This window comes from Flavobacterium sp. KH_035, assembly GCF_057839565.1.
Genome location: NZ_CM174492.1, coordinates 5,413,824 through 5,428,921, shown reverse-complemented (window position 1 = coordinate 5,428,921; position 15,098 = coordinate 5,413,824). Strand labels below are relative to the sequence as shown.

At 35.0% G+C, this 15,098-nt stretch carries 14 protein-coding genes; 9 read left to right on the top strand and 5 right to left on the bottom strand.

The window, feature by feature from the left end; translation table 11 throughout:
- Positions 1–48: 48 nt before the first annotated feature.
- Positions 49–1,911, bottom strand: a complete 1,863-nt coding sequence (locus AC3IS6_RS21975) for an ABC-F family ATP-binding cassette domain-containing protein (protein WP_489162538.1) — start codon at positions 1,909–1,911, stop codon at positions 49–51.
- A 376-nt stretch (positions 1,912–2,287) separates the two neighbouring features.
- Here AC3IS6_RS21975 and AC3IS6_RS21970 point away from each other — a divergent pair, with 376 nt between their 5' ends.
- The gene (locus AC3IS6_RS21970; RefSeq protein ID WP_489162537.1) at positions 2,288–3,004 is read left to right on the top strand and encodes a hypothetical protein; all 717 of its coding nucleotides are present in this window, start codon (positions 2,288–2,290) and stop codon (positions 3,002–3,004) included.
- Between the two features lie 63 nt (positions 3,005–3,067).
- Here AC3IS6_RS21970 and AC3IS6_RS21965 read toward each other — a convergent pair whose 3' ends face one another.
- Positions 3,068–4,033 carry a T9SS C-terminal target domain-containing protein gene (locus tag AC3IS6_RS21965; protein ID WP_489162535.1) on the bottom strand — a complete coding sequence of 322 codons (966 nt, stop codon included), beginning with the start codon at positions 4,031–4,033 and terminating at the stop codon, positions 3,068–3,070.
- A gap of 160 nt (positions 4,034–4,193) precedes the next feature.
- Between AC3IS6_RS21965 and AC3IS6_RS21960 the strand changes: the two genes are divergently transcribed.
- The gene (locus AC3IS6_RS21960) at positions 4,194–5,612 is read left to right on the top strand and encodes an undecaprenyl-phosphate glucose phosphotransferase (protein ID WP_489162533.1); all 1,419 of its coding nucleotides are present in this window, start codon (positions 4,194–4,196) and stop codon (positions 5,610–5,612) included.
- 6 nt (positions 5,613–5,618) lie between these two features.
- Here AC3IS6_RS21960 and AC3IS6_RS21955 read toward each other — a convergent pair whose 3' ends face one another.
- Positions 5,619–6,356: a tyrosine-protein phosphatase gene (locus tag AC3IS6_RS21955; protein WP_489162532.1), complete on the bottom strand. Its 738-nt coding sequence runs from the start codon at positions 6,354–6,356 to the stop codon at positions 5,619–5,621.
- 115 nt (positions 6,357–6,471) lie between these two features.
- Here AC3IS6_RS21955 and AC3IS6_RS21950 point away from each other — a divergent pair, with 115 nt between their 5' ends.
- A complete protein-coding gene (locus AC3IS6_RS21950) occupies positions 6,472–7,662 on the top strand; it encodes a DUF5009 domain-containing protein (protein ID WP_489162530.1) in 1,191 nt (396 codons plus the stop codon).
- A 118-nt stretch (positions 7,663–7,780) separates the two neighbouring features.
- Here AC3IS6_RS21950 and AC3IS6_RS21945 read toward each other — a convergent pair whose 3' ends face one another.
- Together AC3IS6_RS21945 and AC3IS6_RS21940 are read right to left on the bottom strand one after the other, a co-directional pair.
- Complete coding sequence (locus AC3IS6_RS21945) at positions 7,781–8,170, bottom strand: hypothetical protein (RefSeq protein WP_489162528.1); 390 nt, start codon at positions 8,168–8,170, stop codon at positions 7,781–7,783.
- Between the two features lie 12 nt (positions 8,171–8,182).
- Positions 8,183–8,764, bottom strand: coding sequence for a hypothetical protein (locus AC3IS6_RS21940; RefSeq protein ID WP_489162526.1), 582 nt, complete (start codon positions 8,762–8,764; stop codon positions 8,183–8,185).
- Positions 8,765–8,997: 233 nt separating this feature from the next.
- Here AC3IS6_RS21940 and AC3IS6_RS21935 point away from each other — a divergent pair, with 233 nt between their 5' ends.
- From AC3IS6_RS21935 to AC3IS6_RS21910, 6 genes are all read left to right on the top strand, one after another.
- A complete protein-coding gene (locus AC3IS6_RS21935) occupies positions 8,998–10,161 on the top strand; it encodes a glycosyltransferase family 2 protein (protein ID WP_489162525.1) in 1,164 nt (387 codons plus the stop codon).
- An 84-nt stretch (positions 10,162–10,245) separates the two neighbouring features.
- Positions 10,246–11,559 (top strand): dihydrolipoamide acetyltransferase family protein, encoded by a 1,314-nt coding sequence (locus tag AC3IS6_RS21930; protein WP_489162523.1) that lies wholly within the window; start codon positions 10,246–10,248, stop codon positions 11,557–11,559.
- Between the two features lie 218 nt (positions 11,560–11,777).
- Positions 11,778–12,548 (top strand): 3'-5' exonuclease, encoded by a 771-nt coding sequence (locus tag AC3IS6_RS21925; protein WP_029272720.1) that lies wholly within the window; start codon positions 11,778–11,780, stop codon positions 12,546–12,548.
- Between the two features lie 90 nt (positions 12,549–12,638).
- Positions 12,639–13,250: a fumarylacetoacetate hydrolase family protein gene (locus AC3IS6_RS21920; RefSeq protein ID WP_489162521.1), complete on the top strand. Its 612-nt coding sequence runs from the start codon at positions 12,639–12,641 to the stop codon at positions 13,248–13,250.
- Positions 13,250–13,594: an Hpt domain-containing protein gene (locus tag AC3IS6_RS21915; RefSeq protein WP_173966111.1), complete on the top strand. Its 345-nt coding sequence runs from the start codon at positions 13,250–13,252 to the stop codon at positions 13,592–13,594. The genes AC3IS6_RS21920 and AC3IS6_RS21915 overlap by 1 nt, the downstream gene beginning before the upstream one ends.
- Before the next feature lie 189 nt (positions 13,595–13,783).
- Positions 13,784–15,037, top strand: coding sequence for a CinA family nicotinamide mononucleotide deamidase-related protein (locus AC3IS6_RS21910; protein WP_489162519.1), 1,254 nt, complete (start codon positions 13,784–13,786; stop codon positions 15,035–15,037).
- Positions 15,038–15,098 lie beyond the last annotated feature (61 nt).

Sequence of the window (15,098 nt, the reverse complement as noted above, 5' to 3'; positions counted from 1 at the left end):
AGGCAGGACTGAAAACTGAGACTGAAAACTGAGACTGAAAAATTAAAATTATCCCTCGATCTTAGCCGAAAGCTCGAACCAACGTTCTTCTTTCTGATCTATTTTATTGATGATGTTTTGCAATTCGTTTGCTTTCTTTTCGATATCGGTATCTGCAACTTTTCCGTCAGAGAATAATTGTTCGATTTTGGTTTTGTCAATTTCGAGGTCTTTGATTTCTCTTTCCAGTTTTTGATATTCTTTTTGCTCGTTGAAAGTTAAGTTTCCGGTCGGATTGTTTTGTTTCCAGTCTTTCTTTTCGGCTTTGTTTTCTTCTTTTTGAGCCACATCGGCACTATCTTCATAAGCTCTGAAATCAGAATAGTTTCCAGGGAAGTTTTCAATTTCGCCATTTCCTCTGAAGACAAATAAATGATCGACAATTTTATCCATGAAATAACGGTCGTGTGAAACTACCAGTAAACATCCCGGATAATCTAAAAGGAAGCTTTCTAAAACGTTTAGGGTTACAATGTCTAAATCGTTCGTAGGCTCATCTAAAATTAAAAAGTTCGGATTCTGAATCAAAACGGTACATAAATACAAACGTTTTAATTCTCCTCCACTTAATTTTTCGACAAAATCATATTGTTTTTTGGCATCAAAAAGAAAACGTTCCAATAATTGTGAAGCTGAGATCATTCGTCCTTTTGCCAACGGAATAAATTCTCCGTATTCTTTAATGATATCAATTACACGTTGGTTGGGTTTTGGGTTGATTCCTGTTTGTGTATAATATCCAATTTTGATGGTATCTCCTTTTATGACACGTCCGCTGTCTAATGGAAGTGTTCCGGTAAGAAGGTTTAGGAAAGTTGATTTTCCGGTTCCGTTTTTGCCAATAATTCCGATACGGGCTCCACGTTGGAAATCGAAACTAAAGTTATCCAGAATCACATGATCCTTGAATTTTTTAGAAATTTTGTGAAGCTCGATGATCTTACTTCCCATACGTTCCATGTTAATTTCAAGTTCCACTTTGTTTTCCTGACGACGACTTTGTGCTTTTTCTTTAATTAGATAAAAATCATCTTGACGTGATTTCGATTTTGTAGTTCTCGCTTTTGGCTGACGACGCATCCATTCCAATTCTTTTACAAATAAGTTTTTGGCTTTGTCAACACTGGCATTCTCAGAGGTAATTCGTTCTTCTTTTTTCTCTAAATAGTACGAATAATTTCCTTTGTACTGGTATAGTTTCCCGTTGTCAAGTTCTATAATTTCGTTACAAACACGCTCTAAAAAGAAACGGTCGTGCGTCACCATAAACAAGGTAATGTTTTCTTTGGCAAAATAACTCTCCAGCCATTCGATCATTTCGAGATCTAAGTGGTTGGTTGGCTCATCCAGAATCAATAAATCAGGACGATTGATCAAAATGATCGCCAATGAAAGACGTTTCTTTTGTCCTCCCGAAAGATTTTTTACCTTTAGTTTAAAATCCTCCAGTTTTAATTTGAAGAGAATTTGTTTGTATTGCGTTTCAAAATCCCAGGCGTTATGCTGATCCATTCCGTCAAAAGCTTTTTGATAGGCTTCTTCATCGTCCGGATTTTCAAGTGCTTTTTCGTAAGCCTCAATAATTTTAAGCGTTTCATTGTCTGAAGCAAAAATACTTTCTTCAATAGTTAACTCCTCTTGTAAGTTGTTATCCTGCGAAAGAAAAGCCATTCTGATTCCTTTTCTCAAAACAACCTGTCCGGTATCAGGTTCGTCCAAACCATTGATAATGCTCATAATGGTTGTTTTTCCTGAACCATTTTTTGCGATAAAGGCAATTTTTTGATCTTTATTGATTCCGAAAGAGATGTTGTCAAATAAAGTTCTTTCGCCAAAGGACTTCGATATATTTTCTACAGATAAGTAATTCATGTTGTAAAAGTGCCTAAAATAAGGCTTTTTTTGTTTATTAAACTTAAGAGGTCTCTAATTAGATCTCTAATTTTTAATAGGAATTTAATTTCGACGGTGCAAAGATACCTTTTTGGATCTAACAAAAAAAGATAGCTCTGTATTAACATTCAAGTTAGTAGATAACGGCGGATGTTAAGTAAACTTATTAATTGAATCACGAGTGTAACCTCAAAAAATATATGAGTTTGGAGGTGTGAAATTTCTTATATTCGTAGAAGTGAAATTATTGGTGTAGTACAAAAGGAAAGTCGTTTGGATTTATGAAAATTAATAGATGATTGCTCTCAATAAGTATACATCATTATGATAATGTAAAACTAAGTACAAACAGAAAATGATAAACAATTTACCAATATATATAGCTCTGATTTTTGGACTGACGACGGTTGCGACTTTATTACTTTTCATTTGGACAATTGCAAATTCAACCTCTGAGCAGACAAGAAAAATAGCAAAGCCAGTTTTCATTGGTTTCATAATCTGGCTTATGATTCAGGCTGTTTTGACATTGAAAAACATTTACAATTCAGACACGAGTTATTTTCCGCCAAGAATAATCTTGATGGGGATTCTACCAGCAATTTTGGTAGTTCTTTTGTTATTTGCTACTTCAAAAGGAAGACAGTTTGTGGATAGCTTACCAATTAGGAATTTAACGTATTTGAATGTCGTCAGAATTCCGGTTGAAATCGTTTTGTTTTGGCTTTTTCTGAATAAAGTAATTCCCGAATTAATGACTTTTGAAGGACGGAACTTTGATATTCTTGCAGGAATGACAGCGCCATTTATTGCTTATTTTGGTTTTACAAAACGAAAAATTGGTCGAAATTTAATTTTGGTTTGGAATTTTATTTGTTTGGGGTTTTTACTAAATATTGTAGTTAATGCTTTGTTTTCTGCTCCTTCACCAATACAGAAATTTGCTTTTGAACAACCAAATATTGCAATTTTGAATTTTCCATTCAGTTGGTTACCAACTTTTATAGTTCCAATAGTGCTATTAGGGCATCTGGCATCAATTAGACAATTGGTAAAACAGAAAAGAAATTGATAGACGAACAAAAAGCACCGAATTTTTATTGGTAACAAAACTGAAATTATTGCTATTTGCGAATTATTTATGGAGATAGGAATTCAATACGGAACTCAAATCAAAATAATGAATCTGCTGTGGTACATTGAGGATTGGTTTTCGAACCAAAGCTTCATTTGTTAAGTAATAATGCAGACCATCTGATGTTGCAATTCCTTCAATTTGATGAAAAGGGAGTTTTAAATTGATCCTTCGTTTGTTTCCCGATAAAAAATCAGTGCTTTTGTAATCGTATAACAGGTACAGAAACGGTTTGCCAAATTTGGAATAACCACAAAGTACAATTAGTTTTTTAGATGCTAGATAAGTAGCTCCGGTTACCAGGCCTTTTGTATTTAGGCTATGTTTTAGCTGTGCAACGTGACTGCCGGATTGGTTAGGCAAAACATAAATATTTGTTTTGGATGTCTTCCATTGTTTGGTAAACAAATAGATACTGTCTTTGGATACAATAAAGGCCTCGCAGTCAAATTGAGCCGTGTTTGGTTTTTTAAGAGAGAAATCCGTTTGATCAGCGTACCGAAATGAAATGTTTTCAATCGTTGGGTTTCCTTCTAAGAACGACTTTTTTTCTATTTTTAAAATGTGTAAATCTGTTCTGTTATCGGAAAGATTGTTTCCAAAATCTCCAACATATATAAACGAACTGTCTTGCGAAATCTCTTCCCAGTCGTGATTAACGACTTGCTCCAGAACAACTTTTTTTCTAATTTTTCCCAATGAATCTAAGCCGTAGATCGTTTTGTCATGATCGTCATTATGTGTCCAAAGTAAATTGTTGAAGACAATTAATCCCGAGGTTTCTTTGATCGAATCGTTAAGGAGTTTGGAATATATAGGTTTTAATGGGGTATTTTTATAATTGCAGCTTCCGTTATTGACTGTAGCATTGGGATTATAATTTTTAGAAAGAGGGTCGGTGCAGCCTAAAACCTGGGCATTAGCAAAAGATATAGTAAGGCAAAAGAGTAAAATAGTCTTAATCATGGTCTGCAATATTAAATTTGCATAACATAAAAGTAAACTTTTAAAGATAGATTTTAAATAATGCCAAAAAATATAATTAAAATACTATTTTGCACTACTAATTTTTAACGGATTTTTAATCAGTTTTTATTTAGCCTAGAATAAGTCATAGACCCCAGATATGGAAATTTTACAGAAACTGTCGCATTATCGTTTTTCGCGCTATTTCAAGCTTTTATTTGTTTGTGTTGATGTTGTGTTGCTAAATTTAGCAACGCTGTTGTCTGCATTGACAAGATTTGGCAGTTTAGATAAACTTTTATCAAAAGAAGAACGAACAGTTGCATTGTTGGCGATTTTAATTTGGGTAGGGTTGTTGTTTCAAAATGATTCGAACAGAAGTGTAAGGGTTGAGCCTATCGAATCGATATTGGTTAGAACAGTTAAGAAGTTAATAATTCACGCTGCCTTAATTTCAATTTTTGTGGTGTACCTCAAATACTATGAAATTTCAAGGCTCAGATTGCTTTCTTTTTATCTGATTTTTTTTGGATTATTGATGGTTTCCCGCTATTTATCAATGAAGCTTTTAAAGTATATCAGGGCTAAGGGCTACAATTTTAAAACATTTGTGATTGTTGGAGCCAATGAGTCTGGAGAAAGAATGCGGAAGATACTGGCAAAAGACCTGACTTATGGGTATAAATTTTTAGGCTTTTTCGATAAGGATATAGATGCTTCAATTGTGGATTCAGCTCTTGTATTAGGAGATTTTAGTGCGATTCATAAATTTGTTGTCGAAAGTAAGGTCGATGAAATGTATGTGGCACTGCATATCGATCAAATTGAAATCATAAATAGACTGACGCAGATTTGTGAGCAAAACATGGTGCGTATTAAGTTTATTCCGGATTTTCAGTTGTATACAAAATCCAGTAAAGTCGAAGTTGCATTCTATGAAAATACACCTGTTTTGATGTTTCGAACCGAACCTTTGGAGTTTGCGGTAAACCGACTGGTTAAAAAAGCATTTGATATTGGTTTTTCACTTTCTGTAATCTTGTTGGTATTTCCGTGGCTGTTTCCTATAATTATGCTGATTATTAAAATTGAATCTCCGGGCCCAATATTTTTTAAGCAGGAAAGGTCAGGTCGTGATAATCGGTCGTTTATGTGTTATAAATTCAGAAGTATGTATGTCAATCGTTTGGCGCATCGAAAACAAGCCGAAAAAGGAGATAGCCGTGTGACGAAATTTGGTTCGTTTATTCGTAAAACCAGTATCGATGAGTTGCCGCAGTTTTTTAATGTTTTTTTAGGTGACATGTCAGTCGTAGGGCCAAGACCACATATGATAAATCTTGCTAAAGAATATAGTGATTTGATTAATAATTACTTAGTGCGTCAGTATGCCAAGCCAGGTATTACAGGCTGGGCACAGGTAAATGGTTACCGTGGCGAAACCAAAAAATTAGTTGATATGGAAAATAGAGTAGAATATGATATTTGGTACATCGAGAACTGGAGTCTGATGTTAGATATTAAAATCATTATAAAAACGATCATCAACATCGTAAAAGGAGAAGAAAATGCGTACTGATAAGGTTTAGAATTTAAAAAACTGATTGTTGGCAATAACTTCTTTTAGGTTAGACATACTATTGATCTTTATTTTTTGATCAAAAGCTCTGATGTGATTCATGTGATGTACATCGGTTCCCGTAAAATCATACATCCCTTTTTTAAGAAGTTCCTCCGCAGTTTTGGTAATTCGTTCTCCATAATACCCCACAACAGCCAACAAATTTAGTTGAAATAAACAGCCTGCTTTTTTTAGCTTTTCATATTCATTAAAATCTTTTCGGTAATATAAATAGCGCTCCGGATGTGCCAAAACCGGAATGTATCCGGCTACCTGTAATTCAAAAAGAGTCTTGTACAATTGCAGAGGAGCATTTTGATACGAGATTTCAACCAATACATAATTGTCTTTTAATGTTAGAAGTTTTTCATTTTTAAAATGATTCTCAAACCAATCGTCAATAAAATATTCTGCTGCAGTCTGAAAAGGAACAGTAATATTTTTTTCTTCTAACAAAAGTTTAGTCTCTTCCTGTTTTGTTGTAATAATTTGCGCCGAATTATTCCAGACATAATGATTAATGTGTGGAGTAGTAATAAATTGGGACACTCCCATTTCCTGAAACGAATTGACAAGTTTTATCGTATCGGTGATAGTTTTTGCGCCATCGTCAATTCCGGGCAAAATATGCGAATGGATATCAACATAATGATCCGACAACAGATCTTTTAAAAGAGGTTTTGATTTTAAAAAGGATAACATGTTGCAAAAGTATGTAAATAAGGAGAATTTGTGATGCTTTAATTTTAATGTAACGATTGTAACTCGCCATTTCATAATTATATTATATTTGAGATTCCTAAAAATCTAATGATTTATGAAAATAAAAGAAAATTTATACAACAAAAGAATTATTTCGATAGATGCTTTACGCGGAATCACAATTTTTGTTATGATTTTTGTAAATGAGCTGGCGAGTATCACCAATGTGCCGCAATGGATGAAACATATGCCGGCTGATGCTGATGCTATGACTTTTGTAGACCTGGTTTTTCCGGCTTTTTTATTTATTGTAGGAATGTCTGTTCCGTTTGCTTTTAATGCCCGATTGATCAAAAGAGACAGTATAAAAACGATTTGGACACATACCTTAAAAAGAGCTTTGGCTCTCATAATTATAGGTGTTTTTATGGTCAATGCAGCAGAAGGTTATGATGCTGCCAGAATGATTATTTCGCCTGCATTTTGGGGATTTTTAGCTTATTTAATGCCTATTCCAATTTGGAATAAATATGCTAAGGATTTTCCGGTTTGGTTAAAAAACACTCTTCAATATGGCGGAATAGCGGTTTTAATAGCACTTTACTTTTTATATGTTCAGGATACAGGCAACATTGGGATGACGCCAAAATGGTGGGGAATTCTGGGATTAATTGGTTGGGCTTATCTTTTTACAGTGGTTTATTATTGGCTGGTTTCCGGAAAATTAGGGGCAATGATTGCTTTTTTAGTGGTTTGTGTTGTGGCAAATTCAATTAATCTAACAGAAGGATCCGCTTTACATCAAATAGAATGGTTGAGTTTTATTGCAGGTCATTTAACTCACGCTTCATTAGTTGCTGCCGGAGTAGTAATTTCATTATTGTTTTTTGATCGAATAGTGCCTGCTAAAATCAATTGGGGGGTAATAGCTTTTGTTGTTTTATTTTTTGCAACAGGATATTTGTTACGACCGTATTTTGGAATTTCAAAAATAAAGGGAACTCCTTCCTGGACAATGTTTTCGGCCGCAATTTGTACCGTTTTGTTCTATTTTCTGTATTGGCTTATGGAACTTAAAAAACAAACCAAATGGAGTAGTTTCTTTATGCCTGCTGCTGCAAATCCGTTATTGATTTATATTCTGCCGGGCGTTATCTATTATTTTTGTAAGACTATTAATATTCATATTATTCCGGGATATTTTAGAGAAGGGGTTCCGGGGATTATCTGGTCTTTGGTTTTTTCTGTTATTATGCTTTATGTGATGAAAATCATGAATAGGTTTAAGATTCAATTGCATCTATAAAGAGATGGAGTTTCAGGTTTCAGGTGCAGTTTGAACTTGAAACCTGAAACCTGAAACTTGAAACTTGAAACCTGAAACTTGAAACTTGAAACTTGAAACTTGAAACTTGAAACAATCCCTAATGTACCCTTTTAAACGAAATCGGTCCGGTTCTTTTCTTGTTGTCAATAAAAGTACCTTCGAGCGTGTTGCCGTCTTCAGACAATGTTAAAGTATGTGTGCCTTGTGTTGCCCAGCCTTCAATGGGTAATGTGACTTTTACCGTGTATACAATAGTGTTTCCGATTCGTTTTCCCGTACCGCTTTCTACAAATTTCTGTCCTTTCCATTCCAGGTAATGAGAGAAAATAATTTTTCCGTTTTGTTCCGATACAATTGCGACAGCATTTTGTACTCCCGGATTTATGTCTTCCCAAACGCCATTAATATCGATTTTTTTTGATTGGCTATAGCTGTTATTTGAAAAGAGTAGAACAGTAAATAGTAAAAGACAAAGCTTTGTTTTCATATTTCTTAAAGATTAAATAGTAACTGATTTTATTTCTAAAAAGGCTTCTGCAACGGGATGGTAATTTACAAAGTTGAATTTGCATAAATTATGAATGTTCAGAAGTTTTCCGTTTGGAAGACCGTCCTGTCTGAAATCCGTCCATGGAATTTTGATAGTTTTAAAATGATTTGGAGAAGGAGGAAGGTCAACTCTTGGGTGAGATCCTCCGTGTATGCAGCCGGTTCCTTCTTCGTTCCCTTCGCGTGCCTGCAGTTTCATTAGGTGCGAAGATTTATAAGTGATGCTTACGAATTTAGAATCATCCGGTAAATTGGTAGGAGCGCCATCATTTGAATTAGAATTTGTTATTAGAACATTCAGTTCAATTTCACCCGAAGGGTCGTCTTTTACAGTGACTTTTACGATCCCTTTTTCCTCACGGACCTTGTTGATCGTTTCCTGACTTTCTATAGCGGGACCTGCAATATACCAGGCAGAGGTTTTGACTAAGTCTTTATCCGGTCCCTTAAAGAAAGTAAAGCCAGAGAAGAGAAATCCAATACTTAGTAATAAAAATAAAGAAGAAGTTTCAATCGAGGTTTTGATTTTCATATAAAGGTTTTTTCAACTCAAAAATATGCTTTTTTGTCTTGTATTCATATTAGATACCTGTAATTTGAGGAAATGGAATCCCACTGTTGGAACCAAATTAAGGATTAAATGAAGCAAACAAAATAACAGTAATCTGATGCTGGATTTTGGGGGCAGTAAAAACGATTGGTCATTAAGGCTAGGTTTGGCCGAAAATTTCTAACTTTCCAAAAAAATCAATTCCCCTATTTTTCATGCAATTATCGGTAATTATTCTTAATTATAATGTACGTTACTTTTTGGAACAATGCGTTTTAAGTGTTCAGGATGCTATTTCGTCGCTTGATGCCGAAATCATTGTAGTGGATAATAATTCATCAGACGAGAGCTGTTTGATGATGAAAACGAAGTTCCCGGGAGTAAAACTAATTCAAAACGATACCAATTTTGGGTTTCCAAAAGGGAATAATATTGGAGTTGCAGCCGCTAGGGGAAAGTATGTTTGTATCTTAAATCCGGATACGGTTGTTGCCGAAAATACGTTTAAGAAAATTGTAGCTTTCGCAGAAAGACAAATCAATTTAGGAATTGTGGGCTGTAAACTAATCGATGGTACCGGAGCTTTTTTACCCGAAAGCAAACGCGGAATCCCGACACCCTGGGTGGCTTTTACTAAAATCTTCGGATTGTATAAAATTTTTCCAAAATGGAAACTTTTTAATCAGTACTACGCACAGCATTTAGGGACAAACGAAAGCGGAAAAGTTGATGTTTTGGTTGGGGCTTTTATGTTGATGACGCGTGATTTATATTTAGAATTAGAAGGTTTTGATGAAAAATGCTTTATGTATGCCGATGATATTGATTTGTCGTATAGGGCAATACAAAGAAAGAAGTGTAATTATTATTTTCATGAAACAACCGTTTTGCATTACAAAGGTGAAAGTACGGTAAAAGATGAAAAGTATATGAAACGTTTTCAGGAAGCGATGAGTTTTTTCTATCAGAAGCATTTTAGAAAATCATGGTTTTTTGAATTTTTCATCCAAATCGGAATCTGGTTCTTTTCATTTGTGAAAATGTTTCAAGGAAAAACAAAATCAAAACCTTTGCCGGAAAGAGTCGTTTTTTACTCTTCAAATCGAATTTTGTCTGAAAAATTACCTGAAATTTTAAAAAATAAAGTCACCTTTTTAGATTTCAAAAAAGAAAAAATGGTAAATTCGTGCCAGGTTTTTGAGGGTAAAAGAGTTGAGATTATTTTGGATAATCAATATGTTTCATTCGAAAAATGTATCAAAATCATAGAAACTGTTAAAGATAAGAACATTACTTTTAAGATTTTCCCCAAAAATGCAAATTTTATTATTGGGAGCAATTCGCGAAATGACAGGGGGCAAATTGTAAAAATCGAGTAAAAAATTATATTAAGTGTAATTTATATTCAAAATATTCAGTAATTTCGCAATCTGAAAATCAAAATCACCTTTTAGATTAACAATATGGCAAGATTTGAATTGAAACTTCCTAAAATGGGAGAGAGTGTCGCTGAAGCAACTATTACAAACTGGTTGAAAGAAGTGGGAGACAAAATTGAAGCTGATGAAGCAGTACTGGAAATTGCAACTGATAAGGTTGACAGTGAAGTACCAAGCGAGGTATCAGGAGTTTTGATTGAGCAATTGTTCGGTAAAGACGATTTGGTTCAGGTAGGACAAACTATTGCAATTATTGAAACAGAAGGTGATGCACCGGCTGTTAAGGCAGTAGAATCTGCTGCTCCGGCAGAAGTCGCTGAAATCGAAAAAACAATCGAAGTTGTAAAAGACGCTGTAACAGCACCGCAGGATTTTTCAGGATCGGATAAATTCTTTTCTCCATTAGTAAAAAATATTGCTAAAGAAGAGGGAGTTTCTGTTGCTGAATTAGAAAGTATTGCAGGTTCAGGTAAAGACGGTCGCGTAACAAAAGAAGATATTTTAAAATATATTGAAGCTCGTAAATCGGGTGTTCAGGCTCCAAAAGCAGTTGTGGAAGCTCCAAAAGCGGTTCAGTCCGCAGCTCCTGTTCAAAAAAGCCAGCAAGCAGTTCCAGTATCTGTAAATGGAGGTGATGAAATCATCGAAATGGACAGAATGCGTAAACTGATCTCGGGATACATGGTGGCTTCGGTACAAACTTCAGCACACGTGCAGTCGTTTATTGAAGTAGATGTAACGAATATTGTAAAATGGAGAGAAAGAGTAAAAAGTGCTTTCGAGAAAAGAGAAGGTGAGAAGCTGACTTTTACGCCAATTATGATGGAAGCAGTTGCGAAAGCTTTAAAAGATTTCCCGGGAATGAATATTTCTGTTGATGGTGATTACATCATCAAAAAGAAAAATATAAATTTAGGAATGGCGGCAGCTTTGCCAAATGGAAATTTAATTGTTCCTGTAATTAAAAATGCGGATCAGTTGAATTTAGTTGGAATGGCAAAAGCGGTTAACGATTTAGGAAACCGTGCAAAAGCTGGAAAATTAAAACCGGACGATACACAAGGCGGAACTTATACGGTGACCAATGTGGGGACTTTTGGAAGTGTTTTCGGAACTCCAATTATCAATCAGCCGCAAGTTGGAATTCTGGCTCTGGGTGCTATTCGTAAAGTACCTGCGGTTATCGAAACTCCGGAAGGTGATTTTATCGGAATCCGTCAAAAAATGTTCTTATCGCACTCTTACGATCACAGGGTAGTAGATGGTGCTTTAGGAGGAAGTTTTGTAAAAAGAGTAGCTGAATATTTAGAAGCTTTTGATGTGAACAGAGATTTTTAAATTCTGTTTTAAAAATAAATGCAAACCCGGGAAATTTAAATGATTTCCCGGGTTTTTTGTTTGTAAGAAAAGGTTAAGAAAGCTAATGTAAGCTTGCTTTTAGAATGAATTTAAAAGTTAAAATCGAGCAATTACAGCCCTTTTTGTTTAAAAAAGTCAAGAATAAAAGGAGAAATTCGGCTTTAAAAATTACATTTGTAATCTTATAAAAATTAAAAATGGAACTCAAACTCAATAAACCAATTTGCTTTTTTGATCTTGAAACAACCGGAATTGATATCGGTAAAGATCGAATTGTAGAAATTTCGATATTCAAAGTTTTTCCAAACGGAAATAAAGAAAGTAAAACCTGGTTGGTGAATCCTACGATTCCAATTCCACCACAAACAACTGCTGTTCATGGTATCACGGATGAAAAAGTAGCTAATGAACCTACTTTTGCAGAATTGGCACCACAGGTTTATAATATGATTAAAGACAGTGATTTAGGCGGTTTTAATTCAGATCGTTTTGATATTCCGTTACTGGCGGAAGAATTGCTGCGTGCCGGAGTGGATTTTGATATGAAAAACAAAGTTTCGGTAGATGTACAAACGATCTTTCATAAAATGGAAGAGCGTACTTTAAGTGCGGCGCTAAAATTCTATTGCGGGAAAAGTCTGGAGAACGCGCATTCGGCAGAAGCAGATACAATGGCTACCTACGAGATCTTAAAAGCACAACTAGATCGTTACCCGGAATTGGAAAATGATATGAAATCATTGTCTGAGTTTACGACCCGAAAAAAAATCGCAGACTTTGCCGGAATGATTGCTTTTGATAAAGACAACGAAGAGATTTTTACCTTCGGAAAACATAAAGGAGCTAAAGTGGATAAGATTTTAGAAAGTGAGCCGGGGTATTTCAGCTGGATTCAAAATGCTGATTTTCCTCTATACACCAAAAAGGTCTTAACGGCAATTAAATTAAGAAAGTTAAACACAAAATAAGGTTCTAAGGGGTTAAGGTTCTAAGGAGCTAAGTTTTAGCATAGTTTCTTAGAGTCTTAGAATCTTAGTAGCTTAGCAACTTATATAAAAATGAAGATTATTTGTATCGGTAGAAATTATGCCAATCACATTGAGGAGTTAAAAAACGAGCGTCCGACAGAGCCGGTGGTTTTTATGAAACCGGATTCAGCAGTTTTATTGAAACAGCATCCGTTCGTAATTCCGGAATTTTCTGAAGAAATTCATCACGAAATAGAGATAATTGTTAAAATTAACAAAGTAGGAAAGTATATTGAGCCTAAATTTGCGCACAAGTACTACGATGAGATTAGTGTGGGTATTGATTTTACCGCCAGAGATTTACAGGAAAAATTAAAAGCAAAAGGATTGCCTTGGGAAAAAGCAAAAGCTTTTGACGGGTCTGCAGTTATTGGAGAGTTTTTGCCAAAGACTGATTTTGTTTCGATGGAAAATCTTACATTTGAATTGACAAACAATTCCGAAACTGTTCAAAAAGGAAATACTGGTTTTATGCTTTGGAAAATTGACGAACTTGTTTCTTATGTGTCGCAGTTTTTCACGCTAAAAATTGGCGATATCATTTTTACAGGAACACCGGAAGGTGTTGCTGCGGTTAAACCAAACGACGTTTTAGAAGGCTTTTTAGAAGATAAAAAATTATTCAGAATACAAGTAAAATAATGGCTTTAAAATACAACCTTTCGAAAGTATATGCGCTTTCAGACAATGATCCGGAATTTGTAAACGAAATTCTTAAATTATTTGTAACTGAAGTTCCTGAGGATTTGAAACAAATCAAAGAAGGAATTAAAAAGAAGGATCATAAGTATGCCTACTCATATGCGCACAAAATAAAACCCACATTAGATTTAATGGGGTTGAATGTGGCTTTTGAAGAAATTCTGCAAGTTGAGGCCTGGACCAAAGCCGAAGGCAAGAAAAAAGAAATTATCGAAACTTTTAAAAGTATAAAAGTACAGGTAAAAGAGGCGATCAAAGAGATAAAGAAAGACTTTGATTTGTAAGTCTTTTTTTTTATGCTAAAAAATAGAAGTAGTGTTCAGTAGATCACTTCATTTTTTGCTTTGAGAATCTGGCGGGCATTTTTTGGGTATAAAAGTATATTATACCAGTCTTTTGTGTAAAATTGCTGCAACAACAATCTAATTTTATAATAATGGCTTACGATAAGTAAGTGAAAATATTGCACAGCTATGAAAGCAACTATCATTACTATTGGAGATGAAATTTTAATAGGTCAGATTGTAGATACAAATTCAGGTTTTATTGCAAAATCGCTGGATCGCATTGGTGTCGAAGTTCATGAAATGATCTCGATAAGTGATGATAAAAAGCATATTTTAGAAACATTCGCCCAGTTGCAGAATAAGGTTGATGTGGTTATTGTGACCGGTGGTTTAGGGCCAACAAAAGACGACGTCACTAAAAAAACATTCTGCGATTATTTTGATGATGAGCTGGTGGTGAATCCTGAAGTTCTGACTCACGTGACACAATTGATTGAAGGTTTTTACAAACGTCCAATTTCACAATTAAATAAAGATCAAGCCTTAGTTCCGTCCAAATGTACCGTTTTGCATAATAAAATGGGCACGGCTCCAGGGATGTGGATGAAGAAAGAAAATACAGTATTTGTTTCGCTTCCAGGAGTCCCGTATGAGATGAAATATTTGGTCGAAGAAGAGATAATTCCCAAAATAATTCGTGAATACAAACGTCCTTACATCATTCATAAAACAATTTTGACCTATGGTCAGGGCGAGAGTCTAGTTGCGGAACGTATCGAAGATTGGGAGAATAATTTGCCTGAATTTATAAAGTTAGCCTATTTGCCTAATCCCGGACGAGTACGTTTGCGTTTGTCTGCCCGCGGAGCCAATAAAGAAGTGCTGGAAGCTGCAATTGAAGAGAATGTAAAATCTTTAGATGCTATAATCAATGATATTATAGTGGGTTATGAAGAAAATGAAACCATTGAATCTGTAGTTGGGAAAATTTTAACCAAACAGCATAAAACGATTTCGACGGCCGAAAGTTTTACCGGAGGAAAAATTGCTTCACTTTTGTCGGCAATACCGGGGGCTTCCAATTATTTTAAAGGCAGTGTGGTTTCCTATGCGACAGAAGCGAAGGTCAATGTTCTCGGTGTCTCGCAGGATTTGATTGATCAGTTTTCGGTCGTAAGTGCCGAGGTTGCATCGGCTATGGCTTTGAATGTGAAAGAGATGCTTAAAACCGACTATGCAATTGCTACAACCGGGAACGCCGGACCGACAAAAGGAGACTCTGATGCTGAAATTGGAGCTGTTTTTATCGCTTTAGCAACTCCGCAGGGTATAATTGTCGAAGAATTTAACTTTGGCCAACCACGTGAAAAAGTGATAGATAGAGCAACTATCAAGAGTTTAGAAATATTACAGAAAGAAATTTTAAAAATTGTGCAATAATTTTTTGCTACAATGGTTTATTTTTCTTTTCTTTGCACCCTGATTTTGAATAACGATAAAA

Excerpts from the sequence above, each read along its gene's own strand:
- AC3IS6_RS21965 (WP_489162535.1), bottom strand. The coding sequence starts at position 4,033 with ATGATTAAGACTATTTTACTCTTTTGCCTTACTATATCTTTTGCTAAT.
- AC3IS6_RS21940 (WP_489162526.1), bottom strand. The coding sequence starts at position 8,764 with ATGAAAATCAAAACCTCGATTGAAACTTCTTCTTTATTTTTATTACTA.
- AC3IS6_RS21930 (WP_489162523.1), top strand. The coding sequence starts at position 10,246 with ATGGCAAGATTTGAATTGAAACTTCCTAAAATGGGAGAGAGTGTCGCT.
- AC3IS6_RS21970 (WP_489162537.1), top strand. The coding sequence starts at position 2,288 with ATGATAAACAATTTACCAATATATATAGCTCTGATTTTTGGACTGACG.
- AC3IS6_RS21925 (WP_029272720.1), top strand. The coding sequence starts at position 11,778 with ATGGAACTCAAACTCAATAAACCAATTTGCTTTTTTGATCTTGAAACA.
- AC3IS6_RS21955 (WP_489162532.1), bottom strand. The coding sequence starts at position 6,356 with ATGTTATCCTTTTTAAAATCAAAACCTCTTTTAAAAGATCTGTTGTCG.
- AC3IS6_RS21975 (WP_489162538.1), bottom strand. The coding sequence starts at position 1,911 with ATGAATTACTTATCTGTAGAAAATATATCGAAGTCCTTTGGCGAAAGA.
- AC3IS6_RS21960 (WP_489162533.1), top strand. The coding sequence starts at position 4,194 with ATGGAAATTTTACAGAAACTGTCGCATTATCGTTTTTCGCGCTATTTC.
- AC3IS6_RS21915 (WP_173966111.1), top strand. The coding sequence starts at position 13,250 with ATGGCTTTAAAATACAACCTTTCGAAAGTATATGCGCTTTCAGACAAT.
- AC3IS6_RS21920 (WP_489162521.1), top strand. The coding sequence starts at position 12,639 with ATGAAGATTATTTGTATCGGTAGAAATTATGCCAATCACATTGAGGAG.
- AC3IS6_RS21950 (WP_489162530.1), top strand. The coding sequence starts at position 6,472 with ATGAAAATAAAAGAAAATTTATACAACAAAAGAATTATTTCGATAGAT.
- AC3IS6_RS21945 (WP_489162528.1), bottom strand. The coding sequence starts at position 8,170 with ATGAAAACAAAGCTTTGTCTTTTACTATTTACTGTTCTACTCTTTTCA.
- AC3IS6_RS21910 (WP_489162519.1), top strand. The coding sequence starts at position 13,784 with ATGAAAGCAACTATCATTACTATTGGAGATGAAATTTTAATAGGTCAG.
- AC3IS6_RS21935 (WP_489162525.1), top strand. The coding sequence starts at position 8,998 with ATGCAATTATCGGTAATTATTCTTAATTATAATGTACGTTACTTTTTG.